General features: G+C 33.0%; 16 protein-coding genes and 1 pseudogene. 4 read left to right on the top strand and 13 right to left on the bottom strand.

Features of this window, described 5'->3' with window-relative positions; translation table 11 throughout:
* Window positions 1–57 precede the first annotated feature (57 nt).
* The 6 genes and pseudogenes from OPR37_RS06320 to OPR37_RS03735 form a co-directional block, all read right to left on the bottom strand.
* Window positions 58–993 (bottom strand): annotated as a pseudogene (locus OPR37_RS06320) (IS5 family transposase).
* A 142-nt stretch (window positions 994–1,135) separates the two neighbouring features.
* A complete protein-coding gene (holA, locus tag OPR37_RS03715; RefSeq protein ID WP_007302689.1) occupies window positions 1,136–2,155 on the bottom strand; it encodes a DNA polymerase III subunit delta in 1,020 nt (339 codons plus the stop codon).
* Between the two features lie 5 nt (window positions 2,156–2,160).
* On the bottom strand, window positions 2,161–2,343 hold the full coding sequence (locus OPR37_RS03720) for a hypothetical protein (protein ID WP_007302688.1): 183 nt from the start codon (window positions 2,341–2,343) through the stop codon (window positions 2,161–2,163).
* 114 nt (window positions 2,344–2,457) lie between these two features.
* On the bottom strand, window positions 2,458–3,267 hold the full coding sequence (locus OPR37_RS03725) for a metal ABC transporter permease (RefSeq protein ID WP_015588476.1): 810 nt from the start codon (window positions 3,265–3,267) through the stop codon (window positions 2,458–2,460).
* On the bottom strand, window positions 3,261–3,608 hold the full coding sequence (locus OPR37_RS03730; RefSeq protein ID WP_007302686.1) for an Mth938-like domain-containing protein: 348 nt from the start codon (window positions 3,606–3,608) through the stop codon (window positions 3,261–3,263). Before OPR37_RS03730 ends, OPR37_RS03725 begins: the two co-directional genes overlap by 7 nt.
* Before the next feature lie 3 nt (window positions 3,609–3,611).
* Window positions 3,612–4,478, bottom strand: a complete 867-nt coding sequence (locus OPR37_RS03735; protein ID WP_007302685.1) for a 4-(cytidine 5'-diphospho)-2-C-methyl-D-erythritol kinase — start codon at window positions 4,476–4,478, stop codon at window positions 3,612–3,614.
* A gap of 74 nt (window positions 4,479–4,552) precedes the next feature.
* Between OPR37_RS03735 and OPR37_RS03740 the strand changes: the two genes are divergently transcribed.
* Window positions 4,553–7,822 carry a UvrD-helicase domain-containing protein gene (locus tag OPR37_RS03740; RefSeq protein ID WP_265016825.1) on the top strand — a complete coding sequence of 1,090 codons (3,270 nt, stop codon included), beginning with the start codon at window positions 4,553–4,555 and terminating at the stop codon, window positions 7,820–7,822.
* 59 nt (window positions 7,823–7,881) lie between these two features.
* On the opposite strand, the gene OPR37_RS03745 is transcribed toward OPR37_RS03740, so the two are convergent.
* The 6 genes from OPR37_RS03745 to dnaG all read right to left on the bottom strand — a co-directional run bounded on the left by OPR37_RS03745 (window position 7,882) and on the right by dnaG (window position 14,907).
* Window positions 7,882–8,283, bottom strand: coding sequence for a cytochrome c-type biogenesis protein (locus tag OPR37_RS03745; protein ID WP_213863726.1), 402 nt, complete (start codon window positions 8,281–8,283; stop codon window positions 7,882–7,884).
* Window positions 8,267–9,280 (bottom strand): hypothetical protein, encoded by a 1,014-nt coding sequence (locus tag OPR37_RS03750; RefSeq protein WP_007302682.1) that lies wholly within the window; start codon window positions 9,278–9,280, stop codon window positions 8,267–8,269. Before OPR37_RS03750 ends, OPR37_RS03745 begins: the two co-directional genes overlap by 17 nt.
* Before the next feature lie 7 nt (window positions 9,281–9,287).
* Complete coding sequence (locus OPR37_RS03755; protein WP_007302681.1) at window positions 9,288–9,635, bottom strand: ferredoxin family 2Fe-2S iron-sulfur cluster binding protein; 348 nt, start codon at window positions 9,633–9,635, stop codon at window positions 9,288–9,290.
* A 237-nt stretch (window positions 9,636–9,872) separates the two neighbouring features.
* Window positions 9,873–11,633 carry a TomO hydrophobic C-terminal domain-containing protein gene (locus OPR37_RS06205; RefSeq protein WP_319803446.1) on the bottom strand — a complete coding sequence of 587 codons (1,761 nt, stop codon included), beginning with the start codon at window positions 11,631–11,633 and terminating at the stop codon, window positions 9,873–9,875.
* Window positions 11,634–11,776: 143 nt separating this feature from the next.
* Window positions 11,777–13,075: a Na+/H+ antiporter NhaC family protein gene (locus OPR37_RS03765; RefSeq protein WP_264684806.1), complete on the bottom strand. Its 1,299-nt coding sequence runs from the start codon at window positions 13,073–13,075 to the stop codon at window positions 11,777–11,779.
* 98 nt (window positions 13,076–13,173) lie between these two features.
* Window positions 13,174–14,907, bottom strand: a complete 1,734-nt coding sequence (dnaG, locus tag OPR37_RS03770) for a DNA primase (protein ID WP_019236374.1) — start codon at window positions 14,905–14,907, stop codon at window positions 13,174–13,176.
* Between the two features lie 145 nt (window positions 14,908–15,052).
* Between dnaG and ubiG the strand changes: the two genes are divergently transcribed.
* The 3 genes from ubiG (at window position 15,053) to tsaB (ending at window position 18,062) form a co-directional block, all read left to right on the top strand.
* Complete coding sequence (gene ubiG / locus OPR37_RS03775) at window positions 15,053–16,219, top strand: bifunctional 2-polyprenyl-6-hydroxyphenol methylase/3-demethylubiquinol 3-O-methyltransferase UbiG (RefSeq protein ID WP_052264730.1); 1,167 nt, start codon at window positions 15,053–15,055, stop codon at window positions 16,217–16,219.
* Between the two features lie 107 nt (window positions 16,220–16,326).
* Window positions 16,327–17,457: a cation:dicarboxylate symporter family transporter gene (locus OPR37_RS03780; protein ID WP_007302676.1), complete on the top strand. Its 1,131-nt coding sequence runs from the start codon at window positions 16,327–16,329 to the stop codon at window positions 17,455–17,457.
* Entirely contained in the window at window positions 17,457–18,062 is a 606-nt protein-coding gene (gene tsaB / locus OPR37_RS03785; protein ID WP_007302675.1) for a tRNA (adenosine(37)-N6)-threonylcarbamoyltransferase complex dimerization subunit type 1 TsaB, read from the top strand. The genes OPR37_RS03780 and tsaB overlap by 1 nt, the downstream gene beginning before the upstream one ends.
* Here tsaB and OPR37_RS03790 read toward each other — a convergent pair.
* Window positions 18,032–18,616 carry an adenylate kinase family protein gene (locus tag OPR37_RS03790; protein WP_019236376.1) on the bottom strand — a complete coding sequence of 195 codons (585 nt, stop codon included), beginning with the start codon at window positions 18,614–18,616 and terminating at the stop codon, window positions 18,032–18,034. The two genes, tsaB and OPR37_RS03790, sit on opposite strands and share 31 nt — an antisense overlap.
* Window positions 18,617–18,790: the final 174 nt, after the last annotated feature.

The following is an 18,790-nucleotide window of genomic DNA, read 5'->3' on the forward strand; positions in this document are numbered from 1 at the left end:
TGGATCCCAGTGGGCTTTGTTGCATAACACTTCATGTAGTGGTGATTTACGACAAATTCATGTAACTATTTCAAATTTAGCCATACCAAAATCAGTAAATTTGTTAAGCAAATAACACTTGAGTAGCAGTTCCTTTTCACGATTAACCTCAGATTTGTTACGAAAATTAAATCCGAATATTTGTTTCAGTCGCGAGAAAAAACTTTCTATATAAGATCTTTTTCCGTAGTTTATTTGCCTTTTCCACATCTTTATATTATCTTTATCATATGACTTTATTAGTCTAATTGCAGCATTTCTCTCTGCCATATAGTCTAACTTTGGATGCTCTACTGCATTATTTTGCAGAGGAATTTTTGTCTTTATCCCAAGTTCATTGCACAATTTATATAATTTCTTTCGGTTATATGCCCTATCTCCATACAGTGTGCTTATATTGAGCTTCAACTCTTTCAATAAGATCACAGGTTCCGTAATGATCAGAATAAACTCCTCTACTATATTTTGCAGCTATGACTTTTTTGCTACCTATCTCCAGCATTACATGCAGCTTTCTTACCTGTTTATAACTGCGATACTTCGCTATTTTCCTTACTGTGACCAGGGGTATTATCTGATACTTGTACTATCTATGGCAATTTCAATACCTTCCGTATCATTTTTGTTAACTCTACAGTCACTGATCTTAATATTGAGTTTTCTAAACCTCCTTGAAGCTTGTGAATAGCTGATAATCTGCAAATTTTTTCCTATTTGCTGCAAATACCCTTCTATAAACCCTACCGTTTGTCTTAAGCCAATTCTAAAGAGATTAGCGACTATATGCACTAAAATCACAACTTTATCGCTATAAATATAGTTGCCACCAGCCATTTTTGGACCTTTTTCGTACCAATTCTCAATTGCTTCATTAATAAAATGAAAAATATTTCCCCTCTCTTGGAGAAATTTGTTATATTCATGGCAGTTACTGACTCTCATTTTTTGTGACATATTTTTCTTTCGTAGGTTAAATGCTTGTCTTATAGTGAATTTTGTCAGTAACTGCTAGCTCTTTTTACTTGAGTGATGCAACAAAGCCATCCCAGTGTCAGCTACTTTCATGACAACATTTAGTTGTTTTTTCTCGTCTACCTTATTTTACTACTCTGCTGAACGAATAACACCAATAGTTAATCTCATGCTGAAAGATCATTTTATGGTCCAAGTCAGTTCTTTTACAAGTCACTTCCAAGCTCATCAAATTTTCTAAGATCTTCTTAAGTTCTGAAAGTTGCAAACTTTTCAAATGAGATTTAAAACTCTGCAATTGTTTGAAGAACAATGGAGGACTCAGCTGGTCAATTGCAGCTTGTTCATTCATTCCATTTTGTATTAACAGCAAAACGCTTTCTAGCCGTAGAAAATAATTTGATATAATACGGATTAATGCTATCGGTGAAAAATTCTCTTGTAATATCAATACATCGGAAATTTTGATGAATTGTCCCATGTCTTTACTCACTATTGCAGAGCACAGATTATCAAGTGTAACATAATCATTGCCGGAGGTTGAAAAGCATAGATCTATATCAGCAAGTTTAAGATCTTTTCTTTTTCCTAGATATAAAACTAATTTTTCAAGCTCTGAATATATAGGCAGTTTGCTATGATTAAAATAAGACTGCAAGTGGTAGATTATCTCACTTGTGCACTCTATATCATTTTGTTTCAAGTAACTTGATATAATATCACAAAGATTACTACCGCTGTCCTTATAGCAGGTAATGACACCGAAAATTTTTGAGCTTTCCATATAACTTTTAGTTGTAGAACTATATGGAAGATCATTTGCTATCATTACTATATAATGATCGCCTATATTATGATCCAATATGTTTCTTAACTCTTTAGATATACTTCCACTGACATTTATCAGCTTAACTAACCTTTTTTTAGTAAACATCGAAATGTTTGCCAACTCGGAAAATAACAAGCCAGGCGACTTATTCACTACTGCAAAATCCATCACCTGAACTGAATACTCATTCAAGTTGGCAATTATTTCCTGTACAAAAATATCGACCTTACTATTGTCACTCCCATGAATTAATACACCACTTAAAGTATCGGGTTTCTCAAGGAATTTTTTAACTTTAGATGGCGTGATTCTCATGCCATCTATATTATATTATCACTATTTGGTGGTACATCATTTGATTGCACATCAGTTTCCAACAATTCTGAGCTTTCTTGATTTGCTGTATTCTGCATATCATCAGACACTTCTTTCTTTCCCGTAACATAATTATAAAAATTTTTTATAGGCTGTCCTATATATCTAGAAAAAAATCCTTCGGCCATATCTTTCACTCCACAAATTAACAATTAGCACATAAAAACAACGTAGCAAAAACTACTTTACGCTCAGATAGTTACACTCATTTGTTAATGAATTATGAACTTCCGAGACCAAAATTAAGTCGATCTACTTAACACCAATCTTATAAAATAAGCAATGATTAAATACACAGCTGCGATAAGTATAATTGCAGGTCCAGTTAATAAGTCAAAACTTGCAGATAATATCAAACCTGATACTCCAGAAATCACAGAAAAAACTGTTGCAACAATAATCATTTGCATTGGAGTTTTTGAAATGAGTCTTGCTGATGCAGCAGGTATTAACAAAAATGCAGCAATGAGTAATATTCCTATTAATTGAGCAGAAATTGCAATAAAGATAGCGAGTATAATCAAAAATTCTAGCCTAACAAAATTAACATTTACTTTCTCAACTGTTGCCAAATCTTGATTAATCGAAATCATCAGCCAATAGCGCCATCTAAATATTAATATCAAAGTAACTATTACGGAGGTTAGAAAAATTGATATTATATTACTTTGGTCAATCATTAATATGTCACCAAAAAGTGAGCTAATAATACTATTATTACCTGATGGAAGAAAAGACATAAGTATTAAACTCGATGATAAAACTACATTGGTAACTATGTTCAATATCGTATCAGCAGAGTATAATTTATTAAAATTAAGAGAAAGTAGTATAGCAAACATAATTGCAATGAGCATTATACTTACCGATGGGCTGATATTAAAGATCAAAGCAAGTGCAATACCAAGCAATGAAGAATGGGACAAACTATCACCCAAATACGATAACCTTTGCCATATCATAAATGACCCTAGAGCTCCTGTGACTAGGCTAATCATAATTACCGCAATTAGACTGTTTATAAAAAAACTCTGTGTAAATATCTCTAACATGCTATCAGATAACTGACAACAAATCTATCTTCAGATATTAAAACGTTATGGGTTCTGCATGCAGAACCCGTCGTCATAAATTCAAAATTTAAATTCTTTTGCTCCATAAGATAAGACTTCATTGAACAATCGCGTATCTTACCAGTACCTATTATCAAAATCTCTATTTCCTCTGTTAAAAAAGATTTAAAATACTCCTTGTTATTTATATCACTTTCTTTCAATTCAATCACCTTTTCAGGAAAAATTATAATTGAGCCATGATATTCTTGATTATTTACCCAAAATCTTTCTTCCCTGTAACCATCTATAAGATTTTTCTTCTTGGAAATTAAGGGCATAAATCAAACCATTAATTCCGTGTCGCACACCCACCATTCTGGATATTCCTTTTTGATATTTGCCGCTGCAGCTTTTGCACTTTCTTCACTATCAAACATTCCAAAACACCCTACACCACTACCTGACATACGAGAAAGTATAGAGCCTTCTTGTGACTCTAGTGTTGATATTACATTCTGAATTTCAGGTACAAGACTTATTGCTGCTTCTTGCAGGTCATTTTTTGTCTCTTTAAGAAGCTCTAACAAATTCTCCTCAGTGTTATCACTCCACTTAATTGGCTGAGAGAAATCCTCTTTATACTTGGAAAATACTTCTGATGTATTCAAAAACTTTTTTTTCGGTTTCACAAGTACCAGACTTGTGGGTAAAGAGCATTGTTTAATGGGGCATAATTCCTCACCAACACCTCTGACAAAAACTGGCTTACTATCTATACTTGCAGGTACATCAGCACCAACGCTTAAAGCTATATCATTTAAAAATTGCCTATCAATGTTCCAAAGCTCTCCCAGCATGCGTATCACAGCTCCAGCATCTGAGGAACCACTACCAAATCCCGCAGCAATTGGTACATTTTTTACAACCTTCACAGTGACTTTAGTGCGTACAGGAGCATGCCTAAGCAGTAGACTCACTGCTCTCGTTATAGTATTATATCGATAATTTATTCTAAACTCAGAATTTACAAATTCAACTGTAGAGTTATCATATCTAAAGTTTTTTTCTCCTACTTTTATCTCTAAAAAATTAGAAAGTTTAGCAAAGACAACCAAACTTTCAATTAAATGATACCCTCTTTCTTCTCTATTTATAATATGTAAAAAAAGATTGATCTTTGCAGGAGCCTTTACACAAAAACTTTCCATCTGTATATCTTCACTAACACTATCTTATTTACTATACTTGAAATGCCACTTCAGTCAAACTTTATACACTCCTAATGAGATCAAATGCCATAAATCCTAACTTCTCTGTATGGGTAAGTGCATCAGCTGGTACAGGTAAAACAAAGATCTTAATAGACAGAGTATTAAGACTTCTATTAAAGAATAAGAGAAATATTCTCTGCTTAACATTCACCAATGCTGCAGCAAATGAAATGGAGGATCGCATTTACAGTACACTTAGTAAGTGGGCAATATATCCAGAGGGTATATTGGTCGCAGATTTAGAACAATTAGCCCAGTGTGTAACCAGAGAAAATAAAGATTATTTAACAAGAGCAAGAAGGCTTTTTTCTGAACTGGAAAATCTTGGTCTTAATATTCAAACTATACACGCCTTTTGTTACAAATTAATCTCCAGCTTTCCTACAGAAGCTGGTATCGCTCCAAATTGTACGTTGAGCGAATGTAAAGAATTGCATTCCATCATATTTGAAAAAACGCTTCATAATGAAACTGTGCAGGACGATATAAATATCATTGCAGCTGAATTTGATGAAAACAAGCTGAGTGATTTGCTCTATACCTTATGTATAAAGAGATCAGCTCTAGAAAATAATTTAGGGTATATCAAAGATAAACTAAGTGCCCCAGATAAGATTCACGATTTACAGAGTGAAACGATTGAGCAGATAAAAAGATTAGCTAAAATATTAAGTGAGGGCAGCAAAAGAGATCAGAGTTACAGTGCGATACTTTATGATTGGTGTAATAGCAGAAAATCGTCCGTACCAAATGTTGTCATCCAAGTAGCTGACACTGGGATCCAGAAAAAAAGAAATATGGATCCCAGTGTCAGCTACTTGGATGACAACAAGATAGAGAACTTAGCTAAAGTATTTCTCAAATCAGAATCGTACGAAAAAAAGAGCATATCATCCATTATAACAAAGGGTGCTTTGGAAAAATTTGAAGACGTAGAGCAAATGATAGAAAGCATTCAAAATGCATTGTTTACCCATGTAAAGGACATAAATTCTTATCAAATATTCGGAAGAACCAGTAGTTTACTTAGTATATTTAAAGTATATGTTGATCTATATAATAGTGAAAAATCAAAGAATGCACTGCTTGATTATGATGATATCATCAATTTAGCAACAAATCTCCTTAGCAATCCAGGCTATAAAGATTGGATATTGTTTAATCTAGATCAAAAAATAGACCACATTCTTGTTGATGAGGCGCAAGACAATAGTATCAGTCAATGGAAAATTATAACAAATCTCTGCAATGAATTTTTTACCGGTGGTGACGAAAAGAGAACTTTATTCGTTGTTGGGGATGTAAAACAATCCATTTACAGATTTCAAGGAGCAAATCCCCATCTATTTAATTACATGCAGCAATATTTTCACACGAAAACCGGTGGCAGAGATTGGGTATCATGTCAACTTGAAAAGTCATTTCGCTCAACTCCAGAAGTTTTGATGCTTGTAGACAGAATATTTAACAATTTTCGTGAAGAAATATCTTTCAATGATAACAAGATAAAACATATTCCATATAGAGAAAACGATCAAGGATACATTGAAATTTGGCCGTTACTGCCAGGATATGAAGAGGAAGAGCAGCAAGCCTTACAAATTCATTTAACACAGAGGAAAGATTATGTAGTAAAGGATCGATTACTTGCTCAGGCAATAGCCCAAAGAATTCACAATTGGTTAAACGAAGGGCGGATTTTAGTCGCCAAAGATCGTCATATAGAACCAAGGGATATTATGATTTTGGTACGGCAGCGAAATGTGTTAGTTGATTACATAATAAGTGAACTAAAAAAAGTAAATGTACCAGTTATAGGCCGAGATTATTTTAGAATTATGGATTACATAGCTGTGCAGGACTTAATAGCTTTAGCTGAATTTTTGCTCCTCCAGGCAAATGATCTTGCTCTTGCAAATGTTTTAAAATCACCGCTATTTAACTTCACTGAGGATGATTTATTCAATATTGCATACAATCGTAAAGAACAGTCGTTGTGGGAAAAACTTCAAGATTATCAGGAGATTATCTCTAATGAATTAAACTATCTAATTAATTTATCTCAGACAAAATCCCCCCTTACACTATTCACTCATATATTGCGCACAGGCAGGAAGAAATTTGCTGCAAGGCTAGGTCTTGAGTGCTTCGAGATTCTAGACGAATTTATGAACCTCGTATTGCAATTTGAGCACCCATCTCTTCAAGCATTTGTTCAGTGGATCAAAGAAAATAATCCTGAGATTAAAAACGATATGCAATCAAAACTCAATGCTGTACGAATAATGACAATTCATAAATCAAAAGGTCTACAAGCTCCAATAGTGTTTTTAGTTGACACAAATACGGTACCAAGAAACAGCGAAAATATTTTGTTTGATGCAACGGAAGCACCATTTTGGTGTGGCAAAAATAGTAATGCTTATTGTAATCAAGTAAAAAGAGAGAAAAAACTAGAGGATTATAACGAATATTTGCGTTTGCTGTACGTGGCACTTACGCGTGCTGAAGATGAGTTATACATTTTAGGCAAAGAGCCAGTGCAAAAGGGCTCTTGGTATGATCTAGTTATTCAATATGGAGCATTATATGAGAGGAAAAAACTATACTTACAGCCGATATTTAAAGAAAAAGTTGAAGTGCTATGCATGAATGCAAACTACCCTTCTATTTATAAAAAACGTGATTATTTTGATGTTCCAGTGATTTCACCTCCATCAAACCTATCAATGTCATTGCAGCACGTAACGCTGGAACCTGGAGAAAAAAAGCCAGTGTCAAGCACTGGGATGACAGATGAGAATGCTGGAATGACAAAAAGGAGCATTGGGACGACAGACAGCTATGCAAGAGGCTTAATAATTCACAGTATATTGCAATATATGCCCAAGATAGAGAAAGACAGGAGAAAAAATTGGGTTAGGAAATATCTTGATAGCATAAACACTAGTGAAGATAAGGATGAAATTTACAGCAAAATATTAACCTTTAATGAAAAATATGATTACCTGTTCGACTTGGAGGGCAAATCAGAAATTCCACTTAGTGGAACAATTGACGGAAAACCAGTATTAGTGCGGCTAGACAGACTGTGCATAACAGAAGACAAAGCAATCATAATTGACTATAAATCACACCATAACGTTTCTATTTCCTCATCAAATGAAATAAAAAAGCAAATGTTGATCTATAAAACCTTAGTGCAAGAAGTCTACCCAGATAAGCAGGTAGAGTGCGTGGTTATTTGGATGGAAGATTTAACCTTACAATCTTTGATCTAAACTCAAATGTTCGTATAGTAGCTACTTGCATTTGTTGTAAACTCACTTTTACTCTATAGTTATCTTTTTACTACTTTATCTATTTTCTGAACTGATTTTCGTACTAGAAAACATCCAATAAGAAGAATTATAAAAGGAGTAAACCATAAAATGTAGGTACTAGATTTTACAGGTGGTACAATGATAATTGAATCTCCATAAGAATTTTTTAACTCTGAAACTATTTGCTCGTTAGTATATCCATCACTGATCTTCTTGCGAATTGTCTTACGCATACCATATGCAACTTGAGACTCAGATTCGGATAATAATTCACCAGAGCATACTGGACACTTTATTACTGCAAATAAGCTACTTGCTCGCTCTTCCATGCTTTCGTCTCTTAGTTTATCATCCAAAGTAAAAGCATTTATGCTTAAATGGAATATCAATGTAAAAAGTAAGCTAATTACTATTCTCATTCTTGGTGAATTGAGTGATAAAATCAGTAGTGGATAATTTTCCAATAAAGCCTGAACCTACATTATTGTCGTACTTTATTGAAAATTGAATGTCGTTATTAGTGATTTTTTCTGATAAGGAAGATATTGATTTTTCCAATTTATCTGCAGTCTTTGAATCATTAGTCACAAACGAAATTAATTCTTTATAATTTGATATGGCTACATTGATTTTATCTTCAAATGAAGATGTAACTAAATTGTAATTACTTACTCCACCATTCGCAGCAATAGAAAAGTTATTACTCTCAATCAAAAATTTTTCTATGTTGAAATTAATCTTAGAAGCTGAAATATGGTTTACAAATTCATAATCTAATTTAGCGTCGACACTAAGGTAATTTTCAGGACTTGCAGTATGTTTATAACGGTAAGTATAAAAATCAAATTCTAGTTTAGTATTTTCATTCAGTTCTTTATCAAAGTGAAATTGAATGTAATTACTTTTATCATTCACTTCAGTTATAACACTTTGCTGATTTTCTAAAACATCACATTTTAATCCATAATCTTCGTAACGAAATGTATCTATATAGTCTATTACAGTGCTATTTCTGTTGAATTTTAATGAAGATAGTAAATCATTTAGTTTAACAACAAAGTGGCTACTCACGTGTGTGTGACACTTTATATTCTTTTTCTCATCACTACGGACAGCAATGTTTACTTTATTGCTTGGTATATAGATATATACTGACTTATCAAATAATCTGTTTTTTATCATTAAAGCTTCAGATGAAACAGTTAATTGCTCATTAGAAAATTTTGGATTCGTTACACGAAAAACTAGGTTAAAAGGAAACCCCTTAAAATCATGTGAAATATCAACTTTTTCGTCATTAATGTAATCAGTTAAAAGACTTTTTACCTTAAATGCAGAAAAATACCAAAAACCACTATAAGCTAGAGGAATAAACAAAGGTAAGGAGATAAGAATATAGATAAAAATTTTACGCATTATCCTCTTATTTATCTAATGATATATTTCTTGTACCTCTGGGCACGGTTACGCACAAACCGTCAATATCTTTTGTGATTTTTATTTGGCATCCAAGCCTCGATGTCTCTGTTAAACCGAAAGCTAGGTCCAGCATATCATTTTCCTCATCAGATATAGGGTTATGTGTTTCTACAACATCATAAAATTTTGAATCAACAATCACATGGCATGTAGAACAAGCAAGAGAGCCTTCACATGCACCTTCAAGCAGATCTGGATCACTTCTGTGGGCTAAATTAAGCAGAGTTTCTCCTTCTGCAGCTTCATAGCTTTTCTTACTTCCATCAGGTAAAATAAAAGTAACGGATGGCATACTATTAAAATCTCTATTAACTTTTCTATATTCTACAAATAATAACTATTATTTGCAAACTCTTTGAAATTCCATCGCCTATCTCTTGTAATCTGTATTCCTATCAAGAAAGTAAGATAGATACCACCAGCATCTCACAGAGTTGCAAGTATAGAATTTTCTTAGTTTTAGATTTTACTAAATATATTACTGAATTAACATTATTAAACTTGATCTGCCATTTCTTCTGATCTTAAGTTATAATTTTACTAATGCCATTTGATTAATTGCAACTTCAGCATTGCTATCTTTCAATAAATTTGCAGGACTATTACAATGGTATGTGATTGCAGCAACAACAAGACAACAAACTCCAATTCCTATCCCTAACGCTAACATTCCTGAGTAGACTGCAATAGCTACTTCTAAAGCAACTCCTACTACTGCTAACGTAGAAGCAACTATGATAGAAGTATTACGACACTTAATACGAAGCTCATTTAGTTTATCTAATGCAGGAGTACCATCTTTATATTTTAGCTCTCTTAGTACATCTTTATTTTCACATTTGTTAAACAACTTCCAAGCATAACTTAACCTTGACGCTTGACCATAAAACCCCTTCTCAACATATTCAACCAAGAGATCAAACGGAGTTTCACCTTGGTCATTGTTAACATCAAATCTCGCACCTGCACTCACAAGTGATTCAACTTTGCGAAGCATTGACGTATAGGGCTGTAAGTTTCTTAAAGCATGATGTAGAGGTGTATTCCCATTTTCATCCTGAAAATTATATTTCTTTCTATGTAAAAAGCAATCAAAAATCTCTTTTTTCCAATTGTGTTTAACAATACCTTCTAAAATAGTACTTGAAATCTTTATGTTATTTTCAACTAGAAGATCTAGAGCTTTTTTATGCTTATATCTAACAATAGTATCTACTAGTTCATTCAACGCAGAAGTACCTTCTAGCTTCTTTAGCTCATCGGTTTTACAACCACTAAGCACCACCGAAAGATTATTTAATTTTTCTACTACTTTTTCCTTACGAGAGAAGTATGTAGCATAATTGACCAAGAGATCAAATGGAGTTTCATCTTTGCTATTTTTAACATCAAGCCTTGCACCTTTACTAAGAAGTGACTTGACAAAACCTTGGTATTTCGATTTACCCAAATCCAACCATTTTAATGTATGATGTAAAGCTGTATTTCCTTCTTTATCTTTATAGTTGATATCTAATTTATCTAAGTACTTATTAAAAAAATAATCCAAAAACTCTTCAGATTGGTATTCATAAGCATAGCTTAAGATTTCATTTCGTGATATTTCTATCCTTCCTTCAAAGAGCTTGAAAAATGCCACACGATCGTACATAATAGCAAATTGCACTAGAAATGTAATGTCACCAGCATCAATTGTAACTTTCTTTATTATATCATCACACTCTTCATACTTATTTGACTGGATATGTAACAACAATCCCAGAATAGTTCTTACATATTCGGATTCAGTTGGTTCTTCAGTCTCTTTAGCTTTGCCCATCTTGCCTATTTCTTTTAAACTCTTCTTTAGCCTTTCTATTTTCTCTTCGATTAATTTTTGACTTTTCGAACAATACATAATATATATTTCATTAAAAAATTTTTCTCTTTTCTCTTCTTGTTTAAGTTTACTCATCTCTTCCCGCAACAACTCCAGTTCATCACTACAATCCCCATACTCATACTTTCCTCTATCGTACTGGCTTTTTTTTGTTGGGTCAGATAACACTTTGCGTGCTACTGATATTTCCTTGAACTTTGTCAATTTCTCTTCAAGTTGAGCCCGTTGATCTTCTTCCGACTGTGATAGTAGCCTTCCGTCCTTCTTCTTTCCTTCTAGCCTATCTAGCTCTTTCACTTCCTCAAGCAATTTATCTGGATGAAGCTTCAATGCTAATTTGCGATATGCTTTTTTTATCTCACCATGAGTAGCATCTCTTTTTACTCCTAATATTTCATAATAATCAGGCATTTTTTTCTCCACTATTTTGATACATTTTTTATAACATTAGTAATACTATGTCTTTAAAAGAATTGGTACTATATAAGTATTTTAGCAAAGATTATAATATTTGTTAATTTATCAACAAATTGAGTGAAAATTTAAAGAGTTGTTTATGGTAATTGAGGAGCTACAACCGCATGACGTCTGCCATTAATCACTATTTCACTTATTGCAACTGCTGCAAAAACAAAACAATAATATACTTTTGTTAGTACGATGATAGGTGACAGAGAGGCAATGCTGCTTGCTAGTAATACGTGAGAACCATAAGGTAAGATACTTTTTGTGATAGAAGTAAATATTTCTAATAAATACGCACTACGGTGTGGTGCAATGTGATATCTTTGTGCAAGTCTTTTCGCAATATTACTAGTTAATAAAATAGCAACAACATTGCTGGAAACTAAAATAGTAAACAGAGATGATATTCCCGCAATCATAAATTCAGCTTGAGTTTTTGTCATATTCACCTTATCGGTGAATATATCTATCTTTTTCTGACTGTATTCGTACATTAAGTGGCTTAATCCACTACTGAAGAGAATAAATATCATTACTTCATTCATCTTATAAAAACCCCTATATATGTCACGAGAATATTCAATAAGAGAATAATCAAAAAAAGCTATTCCTAATATCCCAGCAATAACCATATTAATAGCTAATGTTACTAGAGTGTTTATTTCAAATAAACCCATAATTATTAAAGATATATAAGGGATAATTTTGACTATGGATAAATAATTCAGACTTGAGATAGAAACAACTTCTGTACTATTTGAAATTATTACTAGATAAATAAGTATTATAAGACCTGTAACAGATCCTGTCTTGAAAGTGAGTTTTATTTTATCCTTTACTGAAGCTCCTTGTGAAGAAGTAGCAGCAATAGTAGTGTCAGATATCATTGAAAGGTTGCTGCCAAACATAGACCCACCTATCACAGCTCCAACACCCACTGCACAATCAAAAGCTCCATTTTGTGCTAAATTAACAGCTATTGGTGTTATAAGTGCAATAACTCCGATTGATGTGCCGATTGCACTTGAAATAAAAGTAGAAAGTAAAAACATTCCAGGAAGTAATAATTGTGCTGGAAGAAAGCAAATAGTTAAGCTAGCAATAACATTTATACTACCAAGCGATTGAGTAACAGTAGAAAATGCTCCAGCAAATAGAAAAATCAAACATACGGTAAGAGTAGTTTTATTACCCATACCTTTTATAAGAGTATCAATACTATGTTGAATTTTGTTTTTATTGAATAGAACAGCAAAAAATAATGCTGGTAATAAGCAAACTAACGGTGAAATTTGATGAAGAGGATTACCAAGTCCGATAAAAGAAAAATAAATACCACTTCCAAGGTATAAGGCTAGAAAGATAATAAGAGGAAGAAATGAAAACACTTATCGTAGTTGAACAAACCAGAAATATACTAGAATAAGCTATTTTAAGCAAATACTAATACAGTGTTTTTCTAATAATTTTGAACATCTTAAGCCATCTACTTTTGAATAAATTCCATTTGCATTTCTTGTATACTATCCTCTATTTGCTTTATTTGTTCTATTAGCCTTTCCTCTAAGTCAAAATTACCGCCCAGCCTTGCTTTAATTTTTTCTTCTTGTAATACATTTAATTCTTTCCGTAATACTATGTTATTCCAGACAGTTTCTGCCGATCTCTTCTCACTTAATTGACTATTTAGTACGCTAGTTTTTTCAAATATAAACTTTATAACACTAGACTCCTGTAGCAGAATTTCTTTATTAAAGTTGCTCTCATTAGTTACCATATTAATTACGCACTGTTGTAATTTTTTCATCTCATTAGTAAATTCGAAATGAGAAAATTGCTCAAAAAATATAGGACGGTTCAAGATTTCAGGAAATTCTACGGCTATACGCAAAATTATGGCCTGATTTTGCTCTGCTTCAATTAGCTCTGGAGATTTATTGTAAAGATACTCACCTTTTGTTGCTTTGCTATTAAAAATCAGCTTTTTAAAGTTTCTTCTTAATTCACTGACCTTATTGTAAAAATAATCTCTATAATACCTTCTAATACTGCTGTTACCGATAGCATTGACATATTTCATGAACTTGTGCTCAAGAATTGAATATTTTTCCGGAGCAAATTTTTCATAATTTTGCAAATTGCTACCAATTATGTGATGCCATAAATATTCAGAGTGCAGTTCTGTTGAGTGGTTAAAAGCAGAGAGTACGTCTTCTGTCTTATATTCTAGCTCATTGCATATATCGTATGGGTCCTTATTGTTTGGCAAAGTTACGAACTTCAATGTGTATCCAGGCTCCAGTATCGGTAGAACAAGTTCTGCAATTCGAATAGCAGCATGACGTCCGGCACTATCGCCATCCATACAGATGGAAATTTCTTTAGCAAATTTCCATAGATTTTTTATCTGCTCTGCAGAAATTGCGGTACCAAGCGGAGCAACTGTATTGCTAATTCCCGCTTGATGTAGTGCTATTACATCCATATATCCTTCAACAACAAATAGATGCTGTTTTTTGCGTATTTCACTCAAAGCAAAGTTTAATCCATATAAATTTTCTCTTTTCTTAAAGAGCTGACTCTCTGGGCTGTTTAGATACTTCGGCTGTTGCTCAGAGTTCAGCGCACGTCCGCCAAAACCAATAACTTTGCCCGTGATGTTGTGTATAGGAAATATCAGCCGATCATAGAAATAATCACGAGAATTCTTATTTATTAACCCAACATCGATCAAAATCTCGTCTTTAATACCAGAGGAGTTCAAATATTCCTTCAAGCCAGAACTTGGTGCATAACCTATTCTAAATTTATCTATGATTTTGAGTGAGATCTTGCGCTGCCTTAAATAAGCCATAACACCTCGATTTTTCTGCGCGAACCAACTTGCAGCTAAATTCAGTGCTGAAAACAGTTTGTCATTTTCTTTAGCAAAGCTGAGGTTTTTGGGTAACTCAACACCTGCAACAGATGCCAAATTTTCCAACGCTTCCTTAAAACTTAAGCCCTCAGTTTGTGAAATAAATTCAAACGCATCACCATGAGCTGAGCAACCGAAACAGTAATATAAGCCCTTAACATTGCTGACCGAAAAAGATGGAGTTTTTTCGTTATGAAATGGGCAGAGTCCAACAAAACTATCTCCTCTTTTTATTAACCTAACTTTTTTTCCTACTATGTCGGACAACAATAATTTTGACTTTATAATATCTATATGATCCATTTTACCGAATGAGTAGTGGTAGGATAAAAATTATATAGAATTTATGCATATCTGACTCGAAATTTATTCAGAAAGATCAGAAGAGCTTGACAAAAAGCTCAAAATAAATTACCCATATAAATACCCTTAAGTTGCAATTTCTTATATGTCAGATGTGATATCAGTTGCTTCAGACCACGCAGGTTATGAACTAAAATCAGAAATAAAGGCTTACTTGGAAACTTTAGATTATACAGTGATAGACCGTGGCTGCACTGCTGAACAAAAGAGTGTAGACTACCCTGACTATGCTGCTGAAGTTGTAGAAGATATAACAAACAAAAAAGCAAATTATGGAATATTAATTTGCGGTACAGGTTTGGGCATGAGTACTGTGGCAAATCGTTTTGAAGGAATCTACGCTGCTTTATGTAATAGTGTTGAGATCGCAAAATTAGCTCGCGAGCATGGCAACGCGAATATACTTTGTCTTGGTGCAGGGTTTACTGCGAGTGGATTAGCAAAAGACATAGTCAAACAATTCCTCGAAACAGAATTTTCAAAAGAAAGTAGACATAAAGAACGCCTTGATAAACTTAGCAATATTAGCAAGAAAAAAACCACAAAAACTTATAACGAAGATGAAATATCAAAATTCGCTAAAATAGCAGGTGAATGGTGGAATGAGAATGGCAAATTCAAGCCATTGCACATGATGAATCCTGTGAGAGTATCATACATCGTTGAGAAAATAAAAGAATTAAAAAAATGCGATTTAAAAGAACTATCATTGCTCGATGTTGGTTGTGGTGGTGGCATTTTGTCAGAGTCAATGGCGCGTATTGGTATTAGCGTTGCAGGAATAGATGTATGTGAGGAAAACATAAAAGTGGCACAGTTGCATGCGAAGAAAGTAGGGTTAAATATAGAATACACACACACTAGCATTGAAGAGCTAAGCAATGACAAGAAGTATGACGTGGTTTTGTTGATGGAAGTGGTTGAACATGTCGATAATTTAGAGTTTTTCATGAAAAAAGCAATAGAGCTGTTGAAGCCAGAAGGGCTAATTTTTATATCGACGATAAATAGAACTATTAAATCCTTCTGTCTTGCAATAGTCGGCGCAGAGTACATATTAAACTGGCTGCCAAAAGGCACACATAATTGGAATAAATTTCTCAAGCCATCAGAAATTGCAAATCATCTAAGAGAGAACAATGTAACACTACAAGATATGACTGGTATGGAATATAATGTAATAAAGCGTGAATGGAACTTGACCAAAGGTGTGGATGTTAATTATATACTTTGTGGAAACGTTGTAATTTGAAATCTCATTCAAGTACTAGAAGGTAATGCAAATATTCTAGGCAGTTTTACTTTACTTAGCAGCTAATTTATCATATGTATTTCCATAGGGTATCGCTATATTAGAATATGTTACAATTACTAACCTTACTTGCTGTTATCACTTCGGTTGTATTCTTTGGTCATCTAGTTCCAATGGAAGTGAAAACCTTCTTGTATTCAATAAGCCTTAGTATAAAAGAGATCTTACTATTTATAATGCCTTTTATTGTTTTTGCATTAATCTTTAGTAGTGTTAACAATCTTAAGCAGTCGGCTATAAAGTTTATATTGTTACTTATTATAACGATTTTCTTGTCGAATCTAGCTTCAAGTTTAATAGCTTATTCTGTTGGGCATTTCATCACACAAAACACTTATTCAATACAAGATATAACATATGAAGAAACAATTGTTCCTTTATGGTCATTTAGGATACCTGCATTGCTTTCTAATTTTTATGCCCTTGCTTGTGGATTTGTGTTAAGCATATTAGTGTCCACAATATTACCAAAAAAAAGCAAAGAGCTCTCGAACAAAATGTTAGATTTAACTCTCTTTATTTTGAAGACATTTTTGACGCCAATTATTCCAATGTTTGTACTTGGTCTTGCTTTAAAAATGGAACATGATCAGGTTTTACCCATAATATTTAAGGATTACTCAATAATTTTTATTATTATATCATCTGCAACCTACCTTTATGTTTTTCTCTTATATGGAGCAGCAAATTCGTTCAAGATCACAAGCTGGATAGCTAGTATAGGTAATATGATACCAGCATTTATTACTGCAATGAGCACAATGTCTAGTAATGCAGCTATGCCGCTTACTCTTGAAGGAAGCAAAAAAAATGTAAAGCAGCATGATATAGCATCGTCTGTTGTGCCAATAACCGCTAGCTTTCATTTAGTAGGTGATTGCTTTTTTATTATAATACTATCAATGATAATGACTTTTGGTGGTGCATTGTCTGCAACAGACTATGTGACTTTCCTTCTCTACTTTCTGTTATTTAAATTTGCTATTGTTGCAGTTCCAGCGGGAGGGATTATGGTAATGTTGCCCGTTCTTGAGAAGTATCTTAAATTCTCCCCAGAGATGCTTTCATTAATTACAGCATTGTATATAGTGTTTGACCCAATAATAACTTCAGCAAATGTTATGGGTAACGGTGCGTTCACTATGATGTTTACAAAGCTCTATGATAAGCTTAAGTGATGTCCATTCTAGCAATTAATACTGTAGGTGCTGGTAGTTCAATAGCAGTAATTGATTACGATGGTAATTGTTTTGTAGAACGCAATTCTGCAAACAATAGTCATGCAGAATCATTTTTTCAAATACTGAATACTTTGTTTGATAAGCATAATTACAGCTACGATAAAATAGACCATTTAGCAGTGATAGTTGGACCAGGAAGTTTTACTGGAATCAGAGTTGGTATATCAACTGCACAAGGTATAAATCTTGCTACAAATAAGCCGTTATATGGGGTTAGTGCCCTGGAAGCTCAAGCATATGCAATATCGCTACTTTGTACAAATAGCAAAAAAAATATTAAAGCTATAATCGAAGATGATCAAAAGTTTTATACGCAGTTATTTGATTTCAATTTGTTACCGCTATCAAATCCTGCTGTAGTAAGTGAACTCCAGCCTGAAACGCACTGCATTACATATATGGATTGCAGTTTACCAAAGTTGGATGCTAGCCATGCAGGGCTATTAGTCCGTTATAGACTAAAAAATAAACAAAAATTAAATGGAGTTGAGGCTCTATATTTAAATGAGCCTCAGTATATGAAATCGTTGCCTATTGCGTAAACACTATTAATTTGGCCAAGTTTGTACATCTGACTTACTATTTCTTCTGCTACTTCTTTTATACTCATATTTGAATTTTCTACCTCTATAGCATTTTGTGGTACAAATAAATCTTCCTCCCTAAATTTAATACTATTTATATTAGTAACCTTCCTATTTTTTCTTTGCTTTTTTGATATAGTACGCTCTTGTAATATCAATGGATTGCACCTAAGTACTATAGGGAGGATTTTTGTGCTCATTTTTTTACTAAGTTCTACTACTGAGTTATATATTCTTATGTTGTAATCATTATTTTTAATTAATTCATCAACAAATATATAATTTTTTGAGTCAATAGGATAGGCTTCTATTGCCTGAAACATAACATGTGTAGTGTTATATATTCTATCTCGAGCTTCTTTGGAAGTTTGATTATATTCAAGTCCACTTACAATTACTGCATTTATCATACTAGATAATACTATTGCTGTAGAAAGTTTACCACTTCCTGGAAGACCAGTGATATATATGAAAAATTTTGTTAGCTGTTTTTTTATCTCAACGTTTATCATATTATTTTTAATATTAAAACCTACAATTATAATAACATAAAAACAAGGCTTTAAAACATATGAAACATTACATAAAAAGTCGCTTTTATAGTTAAAATACTATGTAATCTAGAAATGTAAACTCTAATCACCTAAGGCAAGTAAAAGTGCTTAGTATTTTAACGTAGGTTCACC

This window comes from Wolbachia endosymbiont (group B) of Lycaena phlaeas, from assembly GCF_947251875.1.
Lineage (GTDB): Bacteria > Pseudomonadota > Alphaproteobacteria > Rickettsiales > Anaplasmataceae > Wolbachia.

Coding starts and splice junctions, on each gene's coding strand:
- holA (WP_007302689.1), bottom strand. CDS start 2,155: ATGAGAATCACGCCATCTAAAGTTAAAAAATTCCTTGAGAAACCCGAT.
- OPR37_RS03790 (WP_019236376.1), bottom strand. CDS start 18,616: ATGATAAACGTTGAGATAAAAAAACAGCTAACAAAATTTTTCATATAT.
- OPR37_RS03755 (WP_007302681.1), bottom strand. CDS start 9,635: ATGCCATCCGTTACTTTTATTTTACCTGATGGAAGTAAGAAAAGCTAT.
- tsaB (WP_007302675.1), top strand. CDS start 17,457: ATGTCCATTCTAGCAATTAATACTGTAGGTGCTGGTAGTTCAATAGCA.
- ubiG (WP_052264730.1), top strand. CDS start 15,053: ATGTCAGATGTGATATCAGTTGCTTCAGACCACGCAGGTTATGAACTA.
- OPR37_RS06205 (WP_319803446.1), bottom strand. CDS start 11,633: ATGCCTGATTATTATGAAATATTAGGAGTAAAAAGAGATGCTACTCAT.
- OPR37_RS03720 (WP_007302688.1), bottom strand. CDS start 2,343: ATGGCCGAAGGATTTTTTTCTAGATATATAGGACAGCCTATAAAAAAT.
- OPR37_RS03750 (WP_007302682.1), bottom strand. CDS start 9,280: ATGCGTAAAATTTTTATCTATATTCTTATCTCCTTACCTTTGTTTATT.
- OPR37_RS03745 (WP_213863726.1), bottom strand. CDS start 8,283: ATGAGAATAGTAATTAGCTTACTTTTTACATTGATATTCCATTTAAGC.
- OPR37_RS03735 (WP_007302685.1), bottom strand. CDS start 4,478: ATGGAAAGTTTTTGTGTAAAGGCTCCTGCAAAGATCAATCTTTTTTTA.
- OPR37_RS03730 (WP_007302686.1), bottom strand. CDS start 3,608: ATGCCCTTAATTTCCAAGAAGAAAAATCTTATAGATGGTTACAGGGAA.
- OPR37_RS03780 (WP_007302676.1), top strand. CDS start 16,327: ATGTTACAATTACTAACCTTACTTGCTGTTATCACTTCGGTTGTATTC.
- dnaG (WP_019236374.1), bottom strand. CDS start 14,907: ATGGATCATATAGATATTATAAAGTCAAAATTATTGTTGTCCGACATA.
- OPR37_RS03740 (WP_265016825.1), top strand. CDS start 4,553: ATGAGATCAAATGCCATAAATCCTAACTTCTCTGTATGGGTAAGTGCA.
- OPR37_RS03725 (WP_015588476.1), bottom strand. CDS start 3,267: ATGTTAGAGATATTTACACAGAGTTTTTTTATAAACAGTCTAATTGCG.